Origin of the sequence: Streptacidiphilus jeojiensis, from assembly GCF_042510965.1 — a bacterium.
In the GTDB taxonomy this organism is placed as follows: Bacteria; Actinomycetota; Actinomycetes; order Streptomycetales; family Streptomycetaceae; genus Streptacidiphilus; species Streptacidiphilus jeojiensis.
Genome location: NZ_JBEUKS010000001.1, coordinates 378,575 through 397,692, shown reverse-complemented (window position 1 = coordinate 397,692; position 19,118 = coordinate 378,575). Strand labels below are relative to the sequence as shown.

At 69.4% G+C, this 19,118-nt stretch carries 15 protein-coding genes and 2 pseudogenes; 9 read left to right on the top strand and 8 right to left on the bottom strand.

Annotated features, from left to right (window positions below; genetic code table 11):
• The first annotated feature begins 34 nt into the window (after window positions 1-34).
• Window positions 35-1,504 carry an MFS transporter gene (locus ABUW04_RS01735; RefSeq protein ID WP_380561966.1) on the top strand — a complete coding sequence of 490 codons (1,470 nt, stop codon included), beginning with the start codon at window positions 35-37 and terminating at the stop codon, window positions 1,502-1,504.
• A gap of 45 nt (window positions 1,505-1,549) precedes the next feature.
• Here ABUW04_RS01735 and ABUW04_RS01730 read toward each other — a convergent pair whose 3' ends face one another.
• A complete protein-coding gene (locus ABUW04_RS01730) occupies window positions 1,550-2,200 on the bottom strand; it encodes a TetR/AcrR family transcriptional regulator (RefSeq protein WP_380561964.1) in 651 nt (216 codons plus the stop codon).
• A gap of 71 nt (window positions 2,201-2,271) precedes the next feature.
• Between ABUW04_RS01730 and ABUW04_RS01725 the strand changes: the two genes are divergently transcribed.
• Both ABUW04_RS01725 and ABUW04_RS01720 read left to right on the top strand, forming a co-directional pair.
• The gene (locus ABUW04_RS01725; RefSeq protein WP_380561962.1) at window positions 2,272-2,634 is read left to right on the top strand and encodes a hypothetical protein; all 363 of its coding nucleotides are present in this window, start codon (window positions 2,272-2,274) and stop codon (window positions 2,632-2,634) included.
• Between the two features lie 82 nt (window positions 2,635-2,716).
• Window positions 2,717-3,526 (top strand): class I SAM-dependent methyltransferase, encoded by an 810-nt coding sequence (locus ABUW04_RS01720; RefSeq protein WP_380561960.1) that lies wholly within the window; start codon window positions 2,717-2,719, stop codon window positions 3,524-3,526.
• Window positions 3,527-3,570: 44 nt separating this feature from the next.
• Here the strand turns inward: ABUW04_RS01720 and ABUW04_RS01715 are convergent.
• From ABUW04_RS01715 to ABUW04_RS01705, 3 genes and pseudogenes are all read right to left on the bottom strand, one after another.
• Window positions 3,571-3,694, bottom strand: a pseudogene (locus ABUW04_RS01715) (IS5/IS1182 family transposase); the annotation flags it as partial.
• Window positions 3,695-3,704: 10 nt separating this feature from the next.
• Window positions 3,705-6,263 carry an ABC transporter permease gene (locus tag ABUW04_RS01710; protein ID WP_380561958.1) on the bottom strand — a complete coding sequence of 853 codons (2,559 nt, stop codon included), beginning with the start codon at window positions 6,261-6,263 and terminating at the stop codon, window positions 3,705-3,707.
• Window positions 6,264-6,277: 14 nt separating this feature from the next.
• Window positions 6,278-7,033 (bottom strand): ABC transporter ATP-binding protein, encoded by a 756-nt coding sequence (locus ABUW04_RS01705; RefSeq protein WP_380561956.1) that lies wholly within the window; start codon window positions 7,031-7,033, stop codon window positions 6,278-6,280.
• 165 nt (window positions 7,034-7,198) lie between these two features.
• On the opposite strand from ABUW04_RS01705, the gene ABUW04_RS01700 reads away from it, so the two are divergent.
• Both ABUW04_RS01700 and ABUW04_RS01695 read left to right on the top strand, forming a co-directional pair.
• Window positions 7,199-8,356, top strand: a complete 1,158-nt coding sequence (locus tag ABUW04_RS01700) for a sensor histidine kinase (RefSeq protein ID WP_380561954.1) — start codon at window positions 7,199-7,201, stop codon at window positions 8,354-8,356.
• Window positions 8,353-9,009 carry a response regulator gene (locus ABUW04_RS01695; protein ID WP_380561951.1) on the top strand — a complete coding sequence of 219 codons (657 nt, stop codon included), beginning with the start codon at window positions 8,353-8,355 and terminating at the stop codon, window positions 9,007-9,009. Before ABUW04_RS01700 ends, ABUW04_RS01695 begins: the two co-directional genes overlap by 4 nt.
• A 177-nt stretch (window positions 9,010-9,186) precedes the next feature.
• On the opposite strand, the gene ABUW04_RS01690 is transcribed toward ABUW04_RS01695, so the two are convergent.
• Window positions 9,187-10,104 carry an NADP-dependent oxidoreductase gene (locus tag ABUW04_RS01690; protein ID WP_380561949.1) on the bottom strand — a complete coding sequence of 306 codons (918 nt, stop codon included), beginning with the start codon at window positions 10,102-10,104 and terminating at the stop codon, window positions 9,187-9,189.
• 48 nt (window positions 10,105-10,152) lie between these two features.
• Window positions 10,153-11,229: a 1-aminocyclopropane-1-carboxylate deaminase/D-cysteine desulfhydrase gene (locus tag ABUW04_RS01685; protein ID WP_380561947.1), complete on the bottom strand. Its 1,077-nt coding sequence runs from the start codon at window positions 11,227-11,229 to the stop codon at window positions 10,153-10,155.
• A 76-nt stretch (window positions 11,230-11,305) separates the two neighbouring features.
• On the opposite strand from ABUW04_RS01685, the gene ABUW04_RS01680 reads away from it, so the two are divergent.
• The 4 genes and pseudogenes from ABUW04_RS01680 to ABUW04_RS01665 all read left to right on the top strand — a co-directional run bounded on the left by ABUW04_RS01680 (window position 11,306) and on the right by ABUW04_RS01665 (window position 16,914).
• The gene (locus ABUW04_RS01680; RefSeq protein ID WP_380561945.1) at window positions 11,306-12,208 is read left to right on the top strand and encodes a LysR family transcriptional regulator; all 903 of its coding nucleotides are present in this window, start codon (window positions 11,306-11,308) and stop codon (window positions 12,206-12,208) included.
• Window positions 12,209-12,322: 114 nt separating this feature from the next.
• Window positions 12,323-12,466, top strand: a pseudogene (locus ABUW04_RS01675) (flavin reductase family protein); the annotation flags it as partial.
• 216 nt (window positions 12,467-12,682) lie between these two features.
• Window positions 12,683-14,221, top strand: coding sequence for a hypothetical protein (locus ABUW04_RS01670; protein WP_380561943.1), 1,539 nt, complete (start codon window positions 12,683-12,685; stop codon window positions 14,219-14,221).
• Between the two features lie 14 nt (window positions 14,222-14,235).
• On the top strand, window positions 14,236-16,914 hold the full coding sequence (locus tag ABUW04_RS01665) for a hypothetical protein (protein ID WP_380561941.1): 2,679 nt from the start codon (window positions 14,236-14,238) through the stop codon (window positions 16,912-16,914).
• A gap of 46 nt (window positions 16,915-16,960) precedes the next feature.
• On the opposite strand, the gene ABUW04_RS01660 is transcribed toward ABUW04_RS01665, so the two are convergent.
• Entirely contained in the window at window positions 16,961-17,698 is a 738-nt protein-coding gene (locus ABUW04_RS01660; protein ID WP_380561939.1) for an HNH endonuclease, read from the bottom strand.
• Window positions 17,695-19,071 (bottom strand): AAA family ATPase, encoded by a 1,377-nt coding sequence (locus ABUW04_RS01655; RefSeq protein WP_380561937.1) that lies wholly within the window; start codon window positions 19,069-19,071, stop codon window positions 17,695-17,697. The genes ABUW04_RS01660 and ABUW04_RS01655 overlap by 4 nt, the downstream gene beginning before the upstream one ends.
• Between the last annotated feature and the right edge of the window lie 47 nt (window positions 19,072-19,118).

Sequence of the window (19,118 nt, the reverse complement as noted above, 5' to 3'; positions counted from 1 at the left end):
AGAGCCTATCCGGCAACTTGTCCAGGAGCATTCCATGCCGCACATGCGCACCCGCCCCACAGGCACGCCACCGCCCGTCGCACGGCGCTCACCGCAGGCGGTGGCCAAGCCGGGCGTAGGACTGGCCGTCGTCGCTGTGATCGCGTGCACCGCCCAGTTCATGGTGGTGCTCGACTCCAGCATCGTGAACGTCGCCCTGCCCTCGATGAGGTCGGGACTGGGCCTGTCGGCCGACGCGCAGCAGTGGGTGGTCGACGGATACCTGGTCTCCTTCGGCGGCCTGCTGCTGTTCGCGTCGCGTGCCGGGGACCTGTTCGGCCGCCGCCGGGTCTTCCAGATCGGGCTGTTCGTCTTCTCCGCCGCCAGCCTGTTCGGCGGTCTGGCCCAGACGGGCTGGATGCTGCTGGCGGCGCGCCTGGTCCAGGGCGCAGGAGCTGCCGCGCTCGCCCCCTCCAGCCTGAGCCTGATCACCGCCAGCCACACCGAACCCGCCCAGCGCACCCGGGCAATGACCTGGTGGGGCGTCGCGGCCTCCAGCGCCGCCGCAGCCGGCATCGTGCTCGGTGGTCTGCTGACCGCCTCCCTGGGCTGGCGCTGGGTGCTGTTGGTCAACGTGCCGATCGGCGTGGGCCTGCTCCTCGCCGGCCTGGTCTGCCTGGCACCCACCCCCGTCTCCCGCAGCCGCCCGGGTATCGACGTCCCCGGCGCCGTCACCATCACGGTCGCCACCGCTGCGATCGTCTACGGCGTCTCGGCCGCCCCGGACCACGGCTGGGGATCGGGCCAGATCCTCGCCGCCCTGATCGCCGGCGTCGTGCTGCTGGCCGCGTTCGTGGTCATCGAGCGGCGCGCGGACCAGTCCTTGATCCCGCTGGAGCTCCTCTCGGTCCACAACCTGCGGGCCGGTAACGTTCTGACGCTGTGCATGGGAGCCGTGATCACCGCACCGCTGTTCTTCCTCTCGCTCTACCTGCAGCAGGTGCTCGGTGAGAGCGCGGTGCGCACCGGCCTGTCCCTGCTGCCGATGGTCTCCGTGATCAGCGTCGGCGTCCTCGTCTCGCAGAGGCTGATCCCGACCGTGGGCCCGCGCCGTCTGGTGGTGATCGGCGGTCTCGTCGCCGCCGTCGGACTGGCGTGGCTGGGCCAGTTGCCGGCGCACTCCGACTACGTCGGTCATGTGCTGCTTCCCACCCTGGTCGTCGGTGCGGGAACGAGCGTGACGATGATGCCGGCGATCGTCGCCGCCACCACCGGTGTCGATCCGCGCAACGCCGGCGTCGCCTCCGGTCTGATCAACATGTGCCGTCAGCTCGGCGCAGCACTGGGGTTGGCCGCCCTGGTCACCGTCGCCGCCGGTGTGGCCAGCCACAGCCACGCCGGTGGTGCCGCGGCCGTCGTCGACGGCTACCGCATCGCCTTCTACGCGATGGCCGCCGTGAGCGCGGCTACAGCCGCCCTCGCCCTGACCCTGAAACCGGCAACAGTGCCGCGCCCGCGACAGTAGGAACAGCCAGGCCGCCGACGGCGCCTGAGGACGGGTCGGGGCCGGTCACGACGCCCCAGCGGGTTCCAGCAAGGCGGCGATCATCGTCGCAGCGTGCCAGCGCTCGAATGCGTGGTGGCTCCAGCCGCGCTCCTCGACCAGGTGCTGGTAGTTGGCGGGCTGGATCTGCAGCCAGAGCACGTCGGCGGCAGCCTCACGCGGGATGTCACGCCGCAACGATCCTGTCGCGGCTGTGGCCGCGATGATTCCGCGAGCGCATTCCAGCAGTTCCTGCTGGCTGGACTCCTGAAGCTGCGCCAGTTCGGGATCGGTCCCCGCGGCCTGCTCGAGTGCCAGTTGCAGCCGCCCGAGCCGCTGCGAGATGGCGGCGGTGAAGGCGGCGAACTCCCCGAGCAGCCGGTGCGCGTCGGGGATCGCCAGGAGCTGCTGGAATCCCTCGTCGTTGGCGCTGACGCTGCCGTCGGTGGCGGCGTACTGCCGGGCGAGGGCGAACAGTTGGGCCTTGGTGCCGATGCCGAAAACGGTCGGGCGCGAGACCCCGGCGCGGGCGGCGATCTGCTCGATCCTCGCGCCCGTGTAGCCCTCCTCAGTGAACACCTGCACGGCGGCAGCCACCACCGCCTCATGGGTGCGCCGGGCGGCCTGCTCGCGCAGCGGCGAGCGGTACGTGCGCTGAGTTCCTTTGACGTCGGCCATCAGATTTGGCTAGACTCCCAATCAAGTCATTTAACTCATGGTCAATCCAATTCTATGAGCAGGGGGAACAGTTGTCGACCTCGGAATTTCTCAAGCCGTGGCGGGTCCTGGGATTCGGCAAGCACGAGGAGATAGGCGCGGCCGTCCAGGCGCGCCTGCGGGCGGCCGGGCTGGCGGCCACCATCGTGGTCCTGACCGACGACGAGGACGGCGACGCCCGTCTGGTCCAGGAGTTGAGTGACGCCGAGTACGACGGCGTGGTGATCGGCAGTTTCGTCAGCGGCCAGGACCCTCAGCTTCCGCCGACCGAGGAGACCACGCTCTGGTTCAACCGCGTCCTGAACATCATCCACGCCCACGCGCCGTCCGCCAGGATCATCCTGGTCCGCAACCCCGGCGACGCGCTGTCCGCGATCAGCCGAGTGCTCGAGTAGGCCCCCGACCGGGAGCGCCGACCTGGACCGCCGCACAGCCATAGGCGGACACCTGCGCGGTGCGGCAACTAGGGTGTGGCGCATGAGTCAGACTCCCGTCGCCCCCATCGACCCCGTCGCGCACAACCGCCTCGCCTGGGACCGCGAGGTGGAGCAGGACAACGAGTGGTCGCGCCCGGTCGGCCCTGAGGTGATCGCGAAGGCGCGGGCCGGCCAGTGGTCCATCGTCCTGATCGGCCACGAGCCGGTGGACCCGGCCTGGTTCCCGCCGGAGATCGCCGGTTGCGACGTACTCTGCCTGGCCTCCGGCGGCGGGCAGCAGGGTCCGGTGCTGGCCGCGGCGGGCGCGCGGGTGACCGTCTTCGACAACTCGCCCCGCCAGCTGGCGCAGGACGAGATGGTCGCGGCGCGGGAAGGGCTCGACCTGCGCACGGTGCTCGGCGACGCGCGCGACCTGAGCGCGTTCCCGGACGCCTCGTTCGACCTGGTCGTCCACCCGGTCTCCAACCTGTTCATCCCGGAGCTGGCGCCGGTCTGGCGCGAGTGCCACCGCGTGCTGCGCCCCGGCGGGACGCTGCTGTCCGGCTTCCTCAACCCGGACGTCTACCTCTTCGACGCCGAGCCACTGGAGGCGCGCGGCGAGCTGGTGGTGCGCCACCGCCTGCCCTACAGCGACCTCACCCACCTGGAGCCCGCCGAGCGGGAACGGCTGTGGGGCCTGGACGCGCCGGTGGAGTACAGCCACACGCTCGCCGAGCAGCTCGGCGGCCAGATCGCGGCAGGCTTCGCCATCACCGGCTTCGCCGAGGCGCCGCACCACTCGGACGCCACCGCCGGCTGGCTCCCCGGCTACTTCGCCACGAGAGCGGTGAAGGCTGGCGCCGGTCGCTGAGCCTTCAACTGCCCGGTGCCTTCCGACGCTTGCCTTGAGCCGCTGATCTTGGCGTGGGAGACTTTCACCGGCCGTCGGCTGGCGGAGAGCGTGTCCCAGCGGCCGCGGTAGGGACGCGGATGGTGCTACAACTCCCTGGTAGCCCTTGTCCGCCCAGCAACGGACCCCGTCCGGGCCGTCAGTCCGCGGTGATGCTGTCCAGCACGTCAAGACGGGCGGCCCGGCGAGCCGGCCATTGGGCGGCGGCCAGGCCGACGAGAACGGCGGCCAGCAGCATCAGCAACAGCTTGGGGTAGGGCAAGACCGTGCGGAGCTCTGGCAGGGTCACGGTCATGGTCGTGCCGGCCGCCCAGGCCAGGAAGGCGCCGAAGGCCATGCCGATCGCCGCGCCGAAGACGGAGATCAACACCGATTCCAGCCGTATCATCCGCTTGACGCCGCCGCGGTCCAGGCCGATCGCCCGGAGCAGGCCGAGCTCACGCCTGCGCTCGAACACGGCCATTGCCAGTGTGTTGACCACTCCCAGGGCCGCGACCAGCAACGACATCCCGAGCAGTGCGTAGAGCAGGTTGAGGGCGAAGGTGATGGTGCGGTCGAACCCGTCCCTCAGGTTCTGCTTGTTCTCGACCTCGACCACCGGGCTTCTGCCGGTGGCGTCCTTGAGAGCCTGTTTGAAGGCCGGGGTCGCCCCGTTCGCGCCCTTGACCAGGATCTGCTGCGCCGGCGCGTACGGCTGGTGGGCGGCGACCACGCCGCCCGGCAGGAGCACGGGGGCGAGCATCCGGCTGGGTGCGAACACCCCGCCGACGGTGAGGCGGATGCCGGTCCCGTGCGGGGCGGCCACGGTCACGGTGGAGCCGACGGCCAGTCCGTGCCGGCTCGCGAAGCCGGAGTCCACCAGGATCTGACCTCGTTTCAGTGCCGTGGCCGCCCCCTGACTCATGTTCGGCCGGACCAGCTGATCGGCACTGTCGGCGTCCAGACCCTTCGCCTCGGTCCGCTCGCCGGCTATCAACCACTCCACGTCGGTGACCGGACTGGAGGCGACCACCCCGGGGGCCTGGGCGACCGATGTCGCGATGCTCGGGTCCAGGGTGCCGGTGAGCGTGGTGACGACGTAGTCCGCCGTCATCTCCTGGGTCACGGCACGGTCGATCGCATCCGAGACCGAGGCGCCGATCACGGTCATCGCGGTGACCAGGGTGAGTCCGATGGTCAGGGCGGCGGCTGTGCTCGCGGTGCGGCGCGGGTTGCGGATCGCGTTGAGTGCGGCGAGTGAGCCGGGGGTGCCGCAAAGGCGGGCGAGCGGTGGGCGGGCCAGGGCGATGACCGGGCGGGACAGCAGCGGCAGCAGTTGCACGATGCCGAGGACCGCGAGGAGCGCCCCCGCCATGAGCGGCAGACGCGCCGTGGCGCCCCTCTCGGTGCTGCCCAACAGGACCAGGCCGAGGCCCCCGGCGGTGGTCAGGGAGCCGAGGACGTTGCGAAGAAACAGGCTTCGGTGGGTGGCGGGTTGCTCGCTGCTGCTCAGCGCGGCGACCGGGGGGATCCGGCAGGCGCGCAGCGCGGGCAGCGCGGCGGACAGGACAGTGACCAGGGTGCCGACGAGCAGGGTGATCAGCACGGTTGTCGGGGTGATGACCACGCCGGCTCTGGGGAGGTCCGCGTCCAGGGACTTCACTCCCGCCGCGAGGGCGGCGCCGATGCCGATGCCGAGGAGCAGTCCGGCGGCGGAGCCGCTGAGACCGACAAGGAGCGCCTCGATCAGCACGGAGCGGGTGACCTGGCTGCGCCCGGCGCCGATGGCGCGGAGCAGTGCCAGTTGCCGGGTGCGCTGGGCCACCAGCATGGTGAAGGTGTTGGCGATGAGGAAGATGCCGATGAACAGCGAGATCCCGGCAGCGGTGGTCAGCATGGTGGCCAGGCTCCTGCCGCTCTGGGCCAGTCTCTCGGCCTGCTGCGCGGCCAGCTGCGCGCCGGTCTCGACTCGGAATTGGTTGCCGCCGGGGACCAGCGGGGTGACGGCGTGCAGCAGTGCGGTCTCGGAGGTGCCGGGGGCGGCGGTGACGTCGATGCTGCTGTACTGGTCCGGCGCCAGCGACAGCACCCGCCTGGCGCCCTGGGTGTCCAGCAGGGCCAGCGGGTTGCCGGACCGGACCGCAGGCGCGTCGGAGGAGAAGACGCCGGTCAGGGTGACGCTGATGGCAGGGCCGTTGGCGGCGATGCGGACGGTGTCACCGAGCCGGTAGCCTGCTTTCTCGACAGTGCCCCGGTCCAGGGCGACCTCGGTCGCGGTGTGCGGTCCTCGGCCCTGGAGCATCGGGTAGCGCGCATCGTTCCCGGCGGCATCCGGCACGAAGTTGGCGCCCGTGCTTCTCATGATGTCGCCGATCATGTTGCCGTTCTTGTCCGCGATGGCAGCGGTGCCGCTCACCTCCGCGCGGGTCCCGGCGACTCCCGGCAGCGCGGCAATCCGACGGACGGTCGCCTCCGTGAGCCGGGCGGAGCTCTTGGTGCTGTTCTGTCTGGCGCTGGAGGGAAGTCCGGCGGTGTCGTCGGCAACCTGGACCGAGATGCCGGTGAAGTCCTTGCTGCGGCTGTTGTTCGCGGCTTGGTGGATGCTGTCGGAGAAGATCATGGTGCCGGTCATGAAGCCGGTGCCGAGCAGCACGGCCAGGGTGGTCATCAGGAGTCGGCCGCGGTGGGCCAGGACATTGCGCAGTGCGGTACGGAACATGGTGACAGCCCCCGTCAGCCGACGCGGTCGAGCCGGCGCATGCGGTCCAGCACACTGTCGGCGGTGGGCGATCGTAGTTCGTCGACGATGCGGCCGTCGGCGAGGAAGACCACCCGGTCCGCGTGGGCGGCGGCCACCGGGTCGTGGGTGACCATGACGACGCTCTGGCCGAAGTCGCGCACGCAGGATCCGAGGAGCGCCAGGACCTCCGCGCCGGCGTGCGAGTCGAGGTTCCCGGTGGGCTCGTCGGCGAAGATGATCTCGGGCTTTCCTGCCAGGGCGCGGGCGCAGGCCACGCGTTGCTGCTGTCCGCCGGACAGTTGGCCGGGGCGGTGCTTCAGCCGGTCGGCCAGGCCCACCGCGTCGATGACCCGTGCCAGCCAGTCCCGGTCGGGCTTGCGCCCGGCGATGTCCCCGGGCAGCGTGATGTTCTCCATGGCGGTGAGCGTGGGCATCAGATTGAAGGCCTGGAAGATGAACCCGATCCTGTCCCGGCGCAGCCGGGTCAGCTGTTTGTCCTTCATGCCGACCAGCTCGACATCGCCGATCGTCGCGGAGCCGGAGGTCACGCTGTCGAGGCCGGCCATGCAGTGCATCAGCGTGGACTTGCCGGATCCCGAGGGACCCATGATCGCGGCGAACTCGCCGCGGGGAAATTCCACGCTGACGTCGTCCAGCGCCAGGACCCGGGTCTCCCCCTCCCCGTAGACCTTGTGCAGCCCACGGGCTCGGGCAGCCGCCGCGTACGTGGTCGTCGTCATCGTGTCCATCACCATGGGAGTCCTCTCGGTGGAGCTCGGAACGCCGTCCACACTCGCCCAAGCCGGGTCCTGGGGGCGTCCGGCCCTCAGCGGACCCGTTGGGTGGTCCGTCATGCCGCAGGCGTACGCCTGTAAGGCGACGCGGAGAGCCGGGTGCACGCCTAGGCTCGGCCTGTGGAAGAGATCAAGCCCCGGCCGCCCCTGCTCGGACGCATCCCGCCAGGCGCCTGGCCGGTCCTCACCTGGTGCGCGGCCCTGCTGTTCGCACTGGCGCTGTGGCTGCTCGAGCAACAGGGCGGCCCCGAGGCCGCCCCCTTCCTGCGGGGCCCCTGGGCCGGCCTGGCGCTCGCCGTCGGCCTGGCGTTGCCGCTTGTCGCGGCCCGACGCCGACCGCTGCCGGTCCTGGGCCTGGTCCTCACCGAATCCCTGGCGGCTGCGGCGCTCGTTCCCTGGGCGTGGGCTCTGCTGCTCCCGACGGCGGACGTGCTGCTGCTCTACATCGCCGCCACCTCCGACCGCAGCCGTCGCACCACTGCCATGGCGGCCGTCGCGGTCCTCACGGCGCAGATCAGCGGCTGGCGGATCACGAACGGAGGCTGGGCGCATGGTGTGACCGAGGCCGCGGTGCCGATCGCCTCGGTCGCCCTGGTCTCCTGGACGCTGGGCAGCTCGATCCGCCAGCGGCGCGAGTACGCCGAGCGGCTGCGTGAACAGGCCGCCGCCCAGGCGGTGCAGGCGGAGCGCCTGCGGATCGCCCGGGAGCTGCATGACACGGTCGCCCACAGCATCGGAGTGGTCGCCATCCAGGCCGGCGCGGCCAAGCGGGTCATCGAGACCCAGCCTGAGGGAGCCCGCAGAGCGCTCGACGCGATCGAGCTGACCAGCCGGGAGACCCTCGTGGGGCTCCGCCAAATGCTCGGCACGCTGCACCGGACCGAACCCGAACCGGTGACGGGCATGGCAGGCGTGGACCGGCTGACGCAGGGCACCGCCACGGCCGGACTCCACGTCAAGGTGCGCTGGCAGGGCACGAAACGTCCGCTGCCACCCGACACGGACCAATCGGCATTCCGCATCATCCAGGAGTCATTGACCAACGTGGTCCGCCACGCGAACGCCCGCCACTGCCAAGTGAACGTCGACTACCGCACCGCCGAGCTGGCCATCGAGGTCGTCGACGACGGCACCGGCGCGCAGCCCGATGCCGCGACCGACGGCACCGGCTACGGAATCACTGGAATGCGCGACCGGGCAGACCTGCTGGGCGGCGAGTTCAGCGCCGGGCCGCGCCCCGAGGGCGGCTTCCGGGTGACAGCCAGGCTGCCGGGATGACCGTACGCATCGTCCTCGCCGACGACCAGCCCCTCGTACGAGCCGGCCTTCGCATGGTCATCGCCGACGCCCCCGATCTGGAGATCGTGGGCGAGGCCGGAACCGGCACGGAGGCAGTCCGGGTAGTCAGGGAACTCCGGCCCGACGTCGTCGTGATGGACATCCAGATGCCCGGCATGGACGGCATCGAGGCCACCCGGATGATCACCACCGATACCCCGGCACCGCGCGTACTCATGCTCACCACCTTCGACGACGACAACAACGTCTACTCCGCGCTCCGGGCGGGGGCCAGCGGATTCCTGGTCAAGGACATGGCGCTGGACGACATCCTCGCCGCGACCCGTGTCGTGGCCGCCGGCGACGCCCTCATCGCGCCGAGCGTCACCCGACGCCTGATCGAGGAGTTCGCGAACCGTCCCGCGGCCGTTGCCCCTCCGCGGCGACTCGAGGGCATCACCGAGCGGGAACGCGAGGTGCTGACACTCGTCGGGCGCGGCCTGTCCAACAGTGAGATCGCCGCCGAGCTGTTCATCGGTCACGCCACCGCCAAGACCCATGTGGCGCGGCTGCTGACCAAACTCGACGCCCGCGACCGTGTCCAGCTCGTGATCATCGCTTACGGAGCGGGCCTGGTGTCGTCCTCACCATGACCCGGCAGCAAGCCGGTCACCCCCTGGTCTGCGATCTGGCCCACCGCCGCGCACGACAACGAGGACGTCTGCGGCGGGAGTCCACCGACTTGCCGCCGCGGCGATTCTGAGCGACCCGGCGCGGTGACGGGCTTCCGGTCGGTGGGATGACGGCGCTGGCGGCCTGTGCCAGGGCGCTCAGGGGCGTACCCGGATGACGGTCTTGCCCTTGCGTCGCTCGGTCGGGTTCAGCGCGGGGATGGCGTCGTCGAGGGTCGCGATGGTTCCGATGTGCGTGCGAAGGCGTCCGTCCCGCACCCGGTCGACGATCTCCACCAACTGACTCGGAACGGACTCGACGACGAAGTCGATCGCGAGGCCGTCGACGGGGCGGGCCTCGACAGGGCCGACCACCGACACCAGCGTCCCGCCGGGGCGGATGATGCTCGCCGAGCGCCTTTGGATGTCACCGCCGATGACGTCGAAGACCAGGTCGACGCCGCCGGTGTCGTTGAGATCGTCGAGGTCCAGGTCGAGGAACTCGTTGGCGCCGAAGTCGAGCGCTGCTTGGCGGTCGGCCGCCCGGCCGGTACCGATGACGTAGGCGCCGAACTCCCGGGCGAGCTGCGTCACCACGGACCCGACCGCGCCGGCGGCGCCGTGGGCGAGGACGCTCTGGCCGGCTTGGAGTCGACCGTGCTGGAACAGGCCCTGCCATGCGGTAAGGCCTGAGATCGGCAGGCTCGCGCCCACCGTGAAGTCGACGTCTCCGGGCAGTGGCGCGAGGTTGCGTGCCTCCACGGCCGCGTACTCGGCCAGGGTTCCGTCGCGGTGCCAGTCCGTGATCCCGAACACCCGCTGTCCCAGCGAGAATCCCGTCGTGCCGTAGCCGAGGGAGGAGACCACTCCGGCGAACTCGTGGCCGATGATCCCGAGGGCTCGATCGTGACCGGAGCGATCGACCCACGTCGAGGGCCACTCCCACTCCGCGGGGACGAAGCCCGACGCATGGACTTCAACGACGACGTCGTTGATGGCCGGTGTCGGCTCGGGCCGTTGTGCGAGGGTGATCCCGGCTGCTTCCGCGGCCTGATCCGTTGCGACGACTGCCTTCATTGTTGCCTCCGAATATCTCGTGTCCGACGCGTTCGGTGCGTTGCGGTCTCAGGCGGTGATGTGGCCGACGACTTGGGGGATTTCGAACAGGTTGCCGATGTCCCCGGTGTGCAGGAACGCGACGTTGCTGCCGGCGGGGATCCGTCCGCTGCGGGCGTGGTCGAGCAGTCCGGCCAGTCCCTTCCCGGTGTAGGCGGGGCCGACGAAGACGCCCTCTGCCCGGGCCAGCTCACGGATGGCTGCCGAGCTCTCGGGGGACGCGACGGCATAGTCCTCGCCGATGAAGCGCTGGTCGATGTCGATCTCGGCGCGGATCGTCGCGTCGTGGGGCACGGGTGCACCCAGGGTGCCCAGAACCGCCTTGGTCCGATCGACGATCACGCCGGGATTCATCCAGTCTCCGTCGTTGTACCTCAGGACGGAGATCGACCGGAACTTCACCGGATGGCCCAGGCTCAGCTTGGCTGCCAGCATCCCCGGCAGCGCGGTCCCGGTGCCGATCGTGTGGTAGGCGAAGTCGAGATCCACTCCCGCGGCATGGGACTGCTGCAACATCTCCCGGAACGTGAGGGCGTGCGCGATGAAGCCGTCGGGGTGCGCACCACCGGCTCCGACGACGAGAACCTTGTGCCCCTGCGCCTCGAGCTCGGCCTTGCGGTTCGCGATGGTGCCGGCGATCCGCGCGGCCTGCTCCGGAGCGTCCCAGGTGTTGCCGGTGACGTTGATGACGTGGGTCTCGACCCCCATCGTCTTGTTGAGCAGGTAGTTGCCGCGGAACTCGCCGAGCTCTCCGTGCCGGGTCACGTTCCGCGTCAGGACCAGGATCGGCGTGATCCGTGCGCTCAGGCAGGCGGCGGCGAACTGCAGCCCCGAGTTGGTCAGGTACGCACCCTGGGTGATCACGTGCGTCACCCCGTCCTCGACGGCTCGCCCCAGGATGAACTCGGCCAGACGCATCTTGCTTCCGCTGATCGCACTGGGGCCCGCCAGGTCCTCGCGTTTCATGAAGAGATTGATCCCGTACGCGGCCGACAGGTTGGGCAAGGCGTGGAACGGAGTCGGATAGAAGCCGACCCGACGTCGGGGGAGTTTGTCGATGGCGGTGTCGAAATCCGTGAAGTCCATGCGTCCAGCGTCATCCCCGCTGCACGATTAGCACAAGCGATGATCCCTTCTCGATCGATAAGCTACGCTTATCTTCATGCCTTGGCTGTTCGATCCCCGGCATCTGGTGACCCTGGCCGCCGTCGTGCGGCTCGGTTCGTTCGCCGCTGCTGCGGAGGCGCTGGGCTACACCCAGTCCGCGGTCTCGCAGCAGATTGCGGAACTGGAACGACGGGTCGGCGCGCGAGTCCTGATCCGGCGCCCCCTGCGCGCCACCGAGGCCGGGCGGGTCCTTCTCGACACCGAAGCCGCGATCAGCATGTCGATGAGTCGCGCCGCCACCGAGCTCGGGGCGCTCGCGGAGGGCACCGTCGGCGAGGTGCGGCTCGGCGCATTCATCTCTGCGGCAGCCTCCATCGTGCCTCCCGCGCTCGCACGCCTGCGTGCTTCCTGTCCGGCGGTTCACATCGCACTCCGTGAACTCGAGCAGCGCGAGACGGATGCACTGCTGTTCCGGGGAGACGTCGACCTGGCCATCACCTTCGACTACGAACACGCGCCTGGACCCGTGCCCGCCGGGCTCAGACAAGAGCACCTCATGGACGATCCGATCATGGTTGTCCTCCCCGTCGGTCATCCCCTGGCCGGAGCCGACAGTGTCACCCCCGCCGAGCTGCCGTCGGACGCGTGGATCAACACCCCGGTCGACTTCCGCGACCTGGCAACGTCACCCGTCGTCGGCCACCGCGGAGGCGAACATCGTCTGGATTTCGACGGCATGGACTTCCGCACCGCACTCAATCTCGTCGCGGCGGGCCTCGGCGTCGCGCTGCTGCCGAAGCTGTTGCTGCTGGATGCTCCCACGAGCGTGGTGGTTCTCCCGATGCGGCAGCCCACACTCGTCCGTCGCCTCTACACCTGCCGACTCGACACCAGAGGCGTGACCGCGCCGATCAGACGACTTGAGGCGTACCTGCGCGAAGCCGCAGCGGAGTTCTGAAACGTCCCGCTGGAACGCGGCCGAGTGGGCGCTGGTATGGACAAGGACATGGCCAGCGCCCGTGCCGCTGACCTGGTGGTACGGTCCACGGCTCGGGGCGGGATACTGATCGTCATGCGAACCGATTTCGACCCACGGGGCATGGACCCGCATGCCTTCTACAAGCTGCTGACGGCAGTAGTGGTACCCCGGCCGATCGCCTGGGTCTCCACGCTCACGGCCGACGGCGTCTCGGCGAACCTGGCACCTGCGAAGTTCGGTAGAAAGCAATATCGCGGAATGTGACGTTATCCCAGGTCAGAGGCTACGGCAACCGCTTCGTGGTGAATCCTTTTGACGTCGCGTCGGGGCCTCAGGTGAGACCCGGCGGCGGGCTGTTCTCCTGAACCCATGTCAATCGGGCGGTTGACGTGTGGAAGACCTGCATGACCTGCGATGATCCTGTTCTGTGCATGGGTAGTTGGGGTAGGGGCCATGGCGATCGAGGTCTTCGGGCCGGCTTGGGCGATGGAGGGGCTGGGGGTCAGGGCGGGGCGCTATCCGCTGTCTGTGGAGGGGCCGGTGATGCGCGCTGTGGACCACTTGGTCCCGGGGATGTCCACCGTGACGCGCTACATCCGCTACCACTCCCTGTACGCGGCGATTGCCGCGAACTCCTTGATGCAGGGCCTGGACGTGTCCGCCTGTCGACGGCTGGTCCGCCGTTGCGAGGTACTGATGGCGGCCTTGCAGTGTACGGAGGACATGGCCGACGACGCCTGGTCTGCCCACGGCGTCGACCGGGTGCGGGGCTTCTGCGGCGACGACGTCGTGCAACTGGCGCGGGCGGCCGACGAGGAGGGGCTATCCGGGTCGTACTCGCCTCGGCGCTGGGGGTTCTGGGATCAGTACGGTGGTCCCGCCACCGTGCTGGGCACGGTGGCGGTCAGGGACGGCGTTCTTGTACCTGGACGGCACCCCTTCCCGGACGAGCTGCAGAGGTCGTTCGCACCGCTGCTCGCCCTGGCGGAGCCGGACGAGGTGCCGCTCGGTGGGCTGGATGCCGCGCGTGCGGTGGCGCTGGGGATCACCATCCCTGCAGAACAGGAGTGGCTGATGTCCGCCCTCACCGCCACCCGTGAGGGCCGGCACGACCCCGGCGTCTGGGAACCGACCGACCTGACCCGGCGCGCCACTCTGCGGGTCCTGGGCCGGGCCATTGACCTCCACGGCTGGGAGGGTGACGGCTACCAGGAGACCCTGTGCTCGGCGGTCGTCTTCGGCGGCGGAATGTCCGGCGATCCGGTGCTCGCGGAGATCCCGGAGGCACTCGGGTGGCGTGGGCTGCTGCTCCGCAACTACTCGGTGGGGGCCTGGCGCAAGCTGTGGGCGGCACTGGTCGGGCAGGTCGGCTCGAAGGACGGCGAGGCCGACCGGACCGCAGCCGAACTGCGCGCCTGGCTGGCAGACCAGGCCCCGCGGGCGACGCTGCGCGGAACCATCGATGAGCTGCTCCCGCTCTGGGACGGTGACGGGGATCCACTGCCGGTCGAACGTGACCTCCTGGAGGCAGGTGGCGACCCGATGACCATGGTCCGGCTGCTCCTCGTCGGCGCGCTTCGCTCCAGGCCCGGAGGACTGTCCGACGACGTCCGTGCCGTGTATCTCGGTCGGCGTCGACACGGTGGTGAGTTCCTGGATCCGACCTGGGTCGACGGACTCGTGACCGACTATCTGGACCGTCCCACGAGCGACCTGGCGGAACGTCTGGTGGACGACATGCTCGCCCAGGCCCAGCGGGTCGCGCTGGCCAAGGTCAGGACCGACCTGGGGACAGGACACCTGCGGATCTTCTCGCGGCTCCATGTACGCAACGAGCGCTACTTCAAGACCGGCGACGAAGGAGCCACCGACATCGGGACGCGCGTCTATGAACTGGGTTTCTTCGGCGAACAGCTCGGCCTCTTCACCGTCCAGGACGACTGCTACGTCACCACCCCGGCAGGTCGGGCGATCCTGGACCTAGCGCTGTGACCGCCACTCGGCGCATGCGCTTCGCGTCACCGCTCTCGCTTCTGCACGAGTGGGACGACGACGAGCCCCTGCTTGAGTTCCTGCTCCTGGGCTTCACAGTCGACCTGCCGTTCCTGGAGCGAGTCGCTATCCCGCTGGCCCGCAGCCGCGGGTCACGAGTGTGCATCGTCGGGGACGCCGCTCACGGCCTCTACGATCCGGTCGACGTGCGGATGGCCGGCCGGGGCTACCTGCACGGCCTGGCCTCCTGTCATGGCGCGTTCCACCCCAAGGTGGCTCTGCTGCTGGGCGAGCGCACCTGCACGGTCGCCGTGGGCTCGGGCAATCCCACACTCTCGGGGTGGGGTGGCAACGACGAATTGTGGACCGTGGTGGAGGCCAGGGACGGAACCTCCCATGCCGTCATGGCGGACTTGGCTGATTGGCTCGGCGAGCTGTCAGCTCTTGCCTCCGTCCCCGGGAACCCGGGGAAGCGGCGGTCCGTCGACCTCGCACCCTGGACGGCCGCCCATCTCGCCGAGGTGGCCGACCTCCTGACCGAGCGGCACATCAGTGCGCCGCCGGGCTCCGATCCGGACACCAGGTTGCTCCATAACCTCCGGGAGGGCTTCGTCGATCAGTTGCCCCGCGAGGCGGTCGACGAACTGCATCTGTACGCGCCGTTCATCGACCCGGCCGGTCGGGCCCTGCGGGCGCTCGTGGAGCGACTCCGTCCGAGTAGCGTCACCCTCGCCGTCCAGCCACGCTGGACCAGTTACGACGCGGAGACCGTGAAGTCAGCCCTGGCCGGATGCGAAGACGTCCGGATCCGGTTGCTCGACGAACACCGTATGCGGCACGGCAAACTCGTCCAGTGGTCGCGCGGCGGCCGCTGGCACTCCCTCGTCGGCAGCCCCAACCTCACCCGGGCCGCACTGTGTGCCAGCACGGTCGGCGACGGGAACTGCGAACTCGCGGTACTCGCCGAAAGTGATGAGAGCCTGCTACCGGCTGAAGGGACGGTCACCTCGGTCACACGCCTCACGGGCAGCACTCTGCGTCCGTTCACAGCGGCGGCCCACACGCTGGTGCTGCTCGGCGCCAAGATCGACAGCGCCGGGTTGCACGTGTCGCTCCAGCGCGCGCAGGGCACACCTGTGGTCATCAGTACCTCACCTGACGGCTCGCCTGGATCCTGGACCGAGGTCGGAACCGTTCCCTCAGGTCAGGATGTTTGGACGCTCGCTGTCAGCGAGGCACCGGGCGCTGCTGTGCGCGCCACCCGCACTCTGCCGGATGGCGGCCTGGTGCACTCGTTGCCCGTCTTCGTCTTCAGCACGGTGCATTGTGCCCGGCGCGACGGTGCCGGCACCGGCGAGGCACCCAGGATGAGCTACGACTACACGCCGGAGACCTTGTTCGCCGATGCCCTGGCCGCGCGGCGGTTCGAGAGCGACCTGCGCCGCCTGCGGGAGCTCACCGAGCGCCCGGCCTCGCAGTCGCCCGCAGCGTCTCCGGACAGTTCGTCGTTGACCGTGGCAGTCAACGCGGTGGATCACTGGGACGCCTATCTCGCCGAATGCCGTCGCATGCTGGGCGCGCCCCTGGCTGGTCTCGCCTTCGGCACCTCGCTGGCAGGACTACCCCAGGTGCCGTCGGCCTCAAGCTGGACCGTCTCGGCTGTCAGTGGTTCGACCGGGTTCGAGGCAGACGACATGGTCGACGACAGCGACGGTGAGACCGCAGACGACACCCCCGCTGTCACCAGCCGATCGGCACCGTATGTCCCTCCCAACCTTAGGGCGCAGTGCCGTACCTGGGCCCGGCGCTGGGTCGCCGCTCTCGATGTCAAGGACGGGCGACCTGCCCCGTCCCTGCCGGTGGTCCTCGTTGTCGCCTCGCTTTACGTGCAACTTCTCGCCGCCGGCGCTTGGGACGAGTATGACGAAAGCTGGCGCAATGACCTTGGCCATCTCGTCCTGCGGTTGACCCAGACCGGCGAGCTGGACGAGGCGGAGGACGTGCGCCCCACCGAGACCTGGCAGCGTTGCAACGCGACCGTCACCGTTCTCGTGGCTCTGCTCAGCCAGGACTGTAGCTTCACCGGCGGATCCCCCTGGGACCTCGTCGCAGGCCGGGCGTGGTCAGTGGCCAAGGATGCCGTCCGGCGTGCTCGACTGGATGGGGCCGAGGACCTGCTGCTGCCTCCCGACCGTCCGCTGGCCCGGTTCGCCAGCTGGAGCGAGGCCGAGGGTCTCATCGCCCTGGCGAGTGACAGGGACCCCTATGCGGAGGTTCAGAAGGAGTTCGCCGACGTCGGCTGGACGGTCGAACGCCGGGGTGATCTCTGGGAGGTAACCGGATCGTTCGGCAACCCGGTGCCCGTTGCGGCCAAGGTCGCGGACCGACTCGGACGCTTGGACCCGGGATGTGTGCTCGTCCGGGCACGCCATGGTGGGCGCTGGACCTTCATCGCCTGGGACAGTCCCGGCCTGGTACTGCTGAACGCGCCCACGAAGGTGTGGCGCGCCTACACGGTCAAGGCACCGGCCACCGTGGCCTCACGCTTCAGCGGCGGTGCGGTGGCCGACATCCCCGGACGCGTCGGTCAACCGACGCCGACAAAGGCGGGACCTCCGCCCCTCCTCCAATCGATGCTCGCCCAGGTGGGCCTCGACTACCCGGACCTGATCCGGTACCTCATGGATGAGTAGGAGCCTTCAATCACGGCGTTCAGTCATCGGCACTCACCGGGCCCGGTCAGAGCAGTGCGGACCGGGTTGCCGGGTCACGCAGGAGCGCGAGGGTGTCCGGGGCGTCGGCGAAGACGTCCTCGGCGCCCGGGGTGACGGCCTGGTGGAACATGGCCTGCACCACATCGGCGGTGGGCTGCTCCCAGATGGTGTCGGCCCACTCCGCTGCATCCGCCGTGTCGCCCTTCCTGGTGGCCTCATGCCAGCGCTCCAGGAACAGTGGCGTGGCTCGGTAGGCGCGGCGGCGCCCCTTGACGAGGATGCCCCGGTTGAGGTCGAACACCTTGCGGGTGGCTTCGCCTCGGTCCGTGAGCGGCAAGTACACGCCGGCCGCGAGCGAGAGATGCAGATGCACCGCGGGGTCCTCGCTGCTCGGGTCCACCAGCATCGGCGTGCCGTCCGGAGCGATCGGGAAGAGGGCTCGTTTCAGGTGGCTGTTGCAGAGCGAGCACGCCAACAGATGGTTGTTCCAGTCGAACGTACGCAGTGGGTTCATCCGGACCGGTTCGAAGTGGTCGATGTCCGTGCCCTGGCTGTCGCCGCAGTACATGCAGCGTTCCAGGCCCGGGGCCATCTCCGCCAGGGTGTTCTTGACTACCGGGTGGACTTTCCTTCTGACCGTGGTGTGCTTCCAGAGTTCGTCCGCGCGCTGCTTGGGGACGGCGGCCACGGCGATCTCATCCGTGTAGCCGGACATGGCGGTCAGGGTCTTCTGGGGCAGCGGGGCCCGGGTGATCCGGATCATGACGTGGATCGGCGGCGCGGGGAGTCGAGCCGATCGGCGATCTCGTCCACCCGGGTTGCCGGCGAGCTCGTCAGCTTGCGCTTCAGGGCTCGGTACTGCGCCCGCTCGTCCTCGTTCGCCAGCCCTCGTACGACGTCGAGTTCGAGGGCAAGAAGCTCCTCGCGCTTCTGCTCGGCCTGCTCCGAGTAGGGGGTGTCCAGGCCGAAGAGGTCGGAGAGCACCGCGTCGTCACCGCTGCCGAAGATGATCCGGTCGTAGAGATCCTGTGGGACGGTCTCGACGGGACTGCCCTCGTCCGGGCCGGGCAGTCTGATCAGGCCGCCCGGGTCGGCTGCCTGACAGATATAGGGGCTGTGCGTGGTGACAATGAACTGGATGTTCGGGAAGTGTGCCTTCAGCCAGCCGCCAATGCGCTTCTGCCAGGAGACATGCAGATGGGCGTCGATCTCGTCGATGATCACGACTCCCGGGGCGGGGATCTTGGGTACGCCGTCCTCTGCGTCGAGGACCAGTTCTCCGTACGCGTCGTGGATCTGTTTGAGGATGTCGACGACCAGAGCGGCCACGGTGCGATAGCCGTCGCTCATCTCGCGCAGCGGGAAGCGGTGGTTCCCGTGCATCACCCACAGGCCCTCGGAGTCGACGTTGTCGATGTGGTAGTCGTCGGGCAGCAACTCGTCGCTCAGGATTGCCAGAGCCGCCGCCTTCAGGTCCCGTGCACCCTCCCGGTCCTCGAAAGCGCGTAGATGTTGCTCGATGAGCCAGCCGACGCCCTCGGCGAGCGAGGCGTCCTCGTGAAAAAGACTGGTGAGCCGGGCAACCGGACCGGAACTGAGCATGAGCCGTTGGACGTCCCCGGAGCCCCCGGCAAGCCTTCGGAAGGGCCCGTACCCCGCGCAGAACCAACCGATCGGGTTGTCTGCCCAAGGTCCTCGCTGGGCGACGGGGCGGTCCTTCTGATAACCGATGGCGCTGAGCGACGGCTGGCCGGCCCTGCTGGAGCCCTGACGGCCCGACAGCGACTCCTGGTCGGCGGCAGTCCACCGCATTCCTGCCCAGATGGGGAGTGCCGGCCGTCGCCCTACGGCGAATCGGTCGTAGCCGGAGTCGTGGACCAGGCACACCTCTGCCTTCGCCACTGCCTCGTCCCTGGCGACCCAGGTGTCGAACCCGGGCACCAGACTGCGAGCGACAGCGGGTCCGCTGACTGCCAGTGCCACGGCGCGCAGCAGTGTCGTCTTTCCCGAGCCGTTGCGGCCGGCCAGTACCGTCCAGCCTGCGTACGAGCCGTCGGGTCGGGTCAGATCCAGGTCGACCTTGCGGGCACCGTGGAACGACCTGATGTTCCGAAGCCGTACGTTTTTGAGGTACATGTCCCGTCCGTGTGGTTCCGGTGTGGAGTGTGGTCCGACCGCTGGGC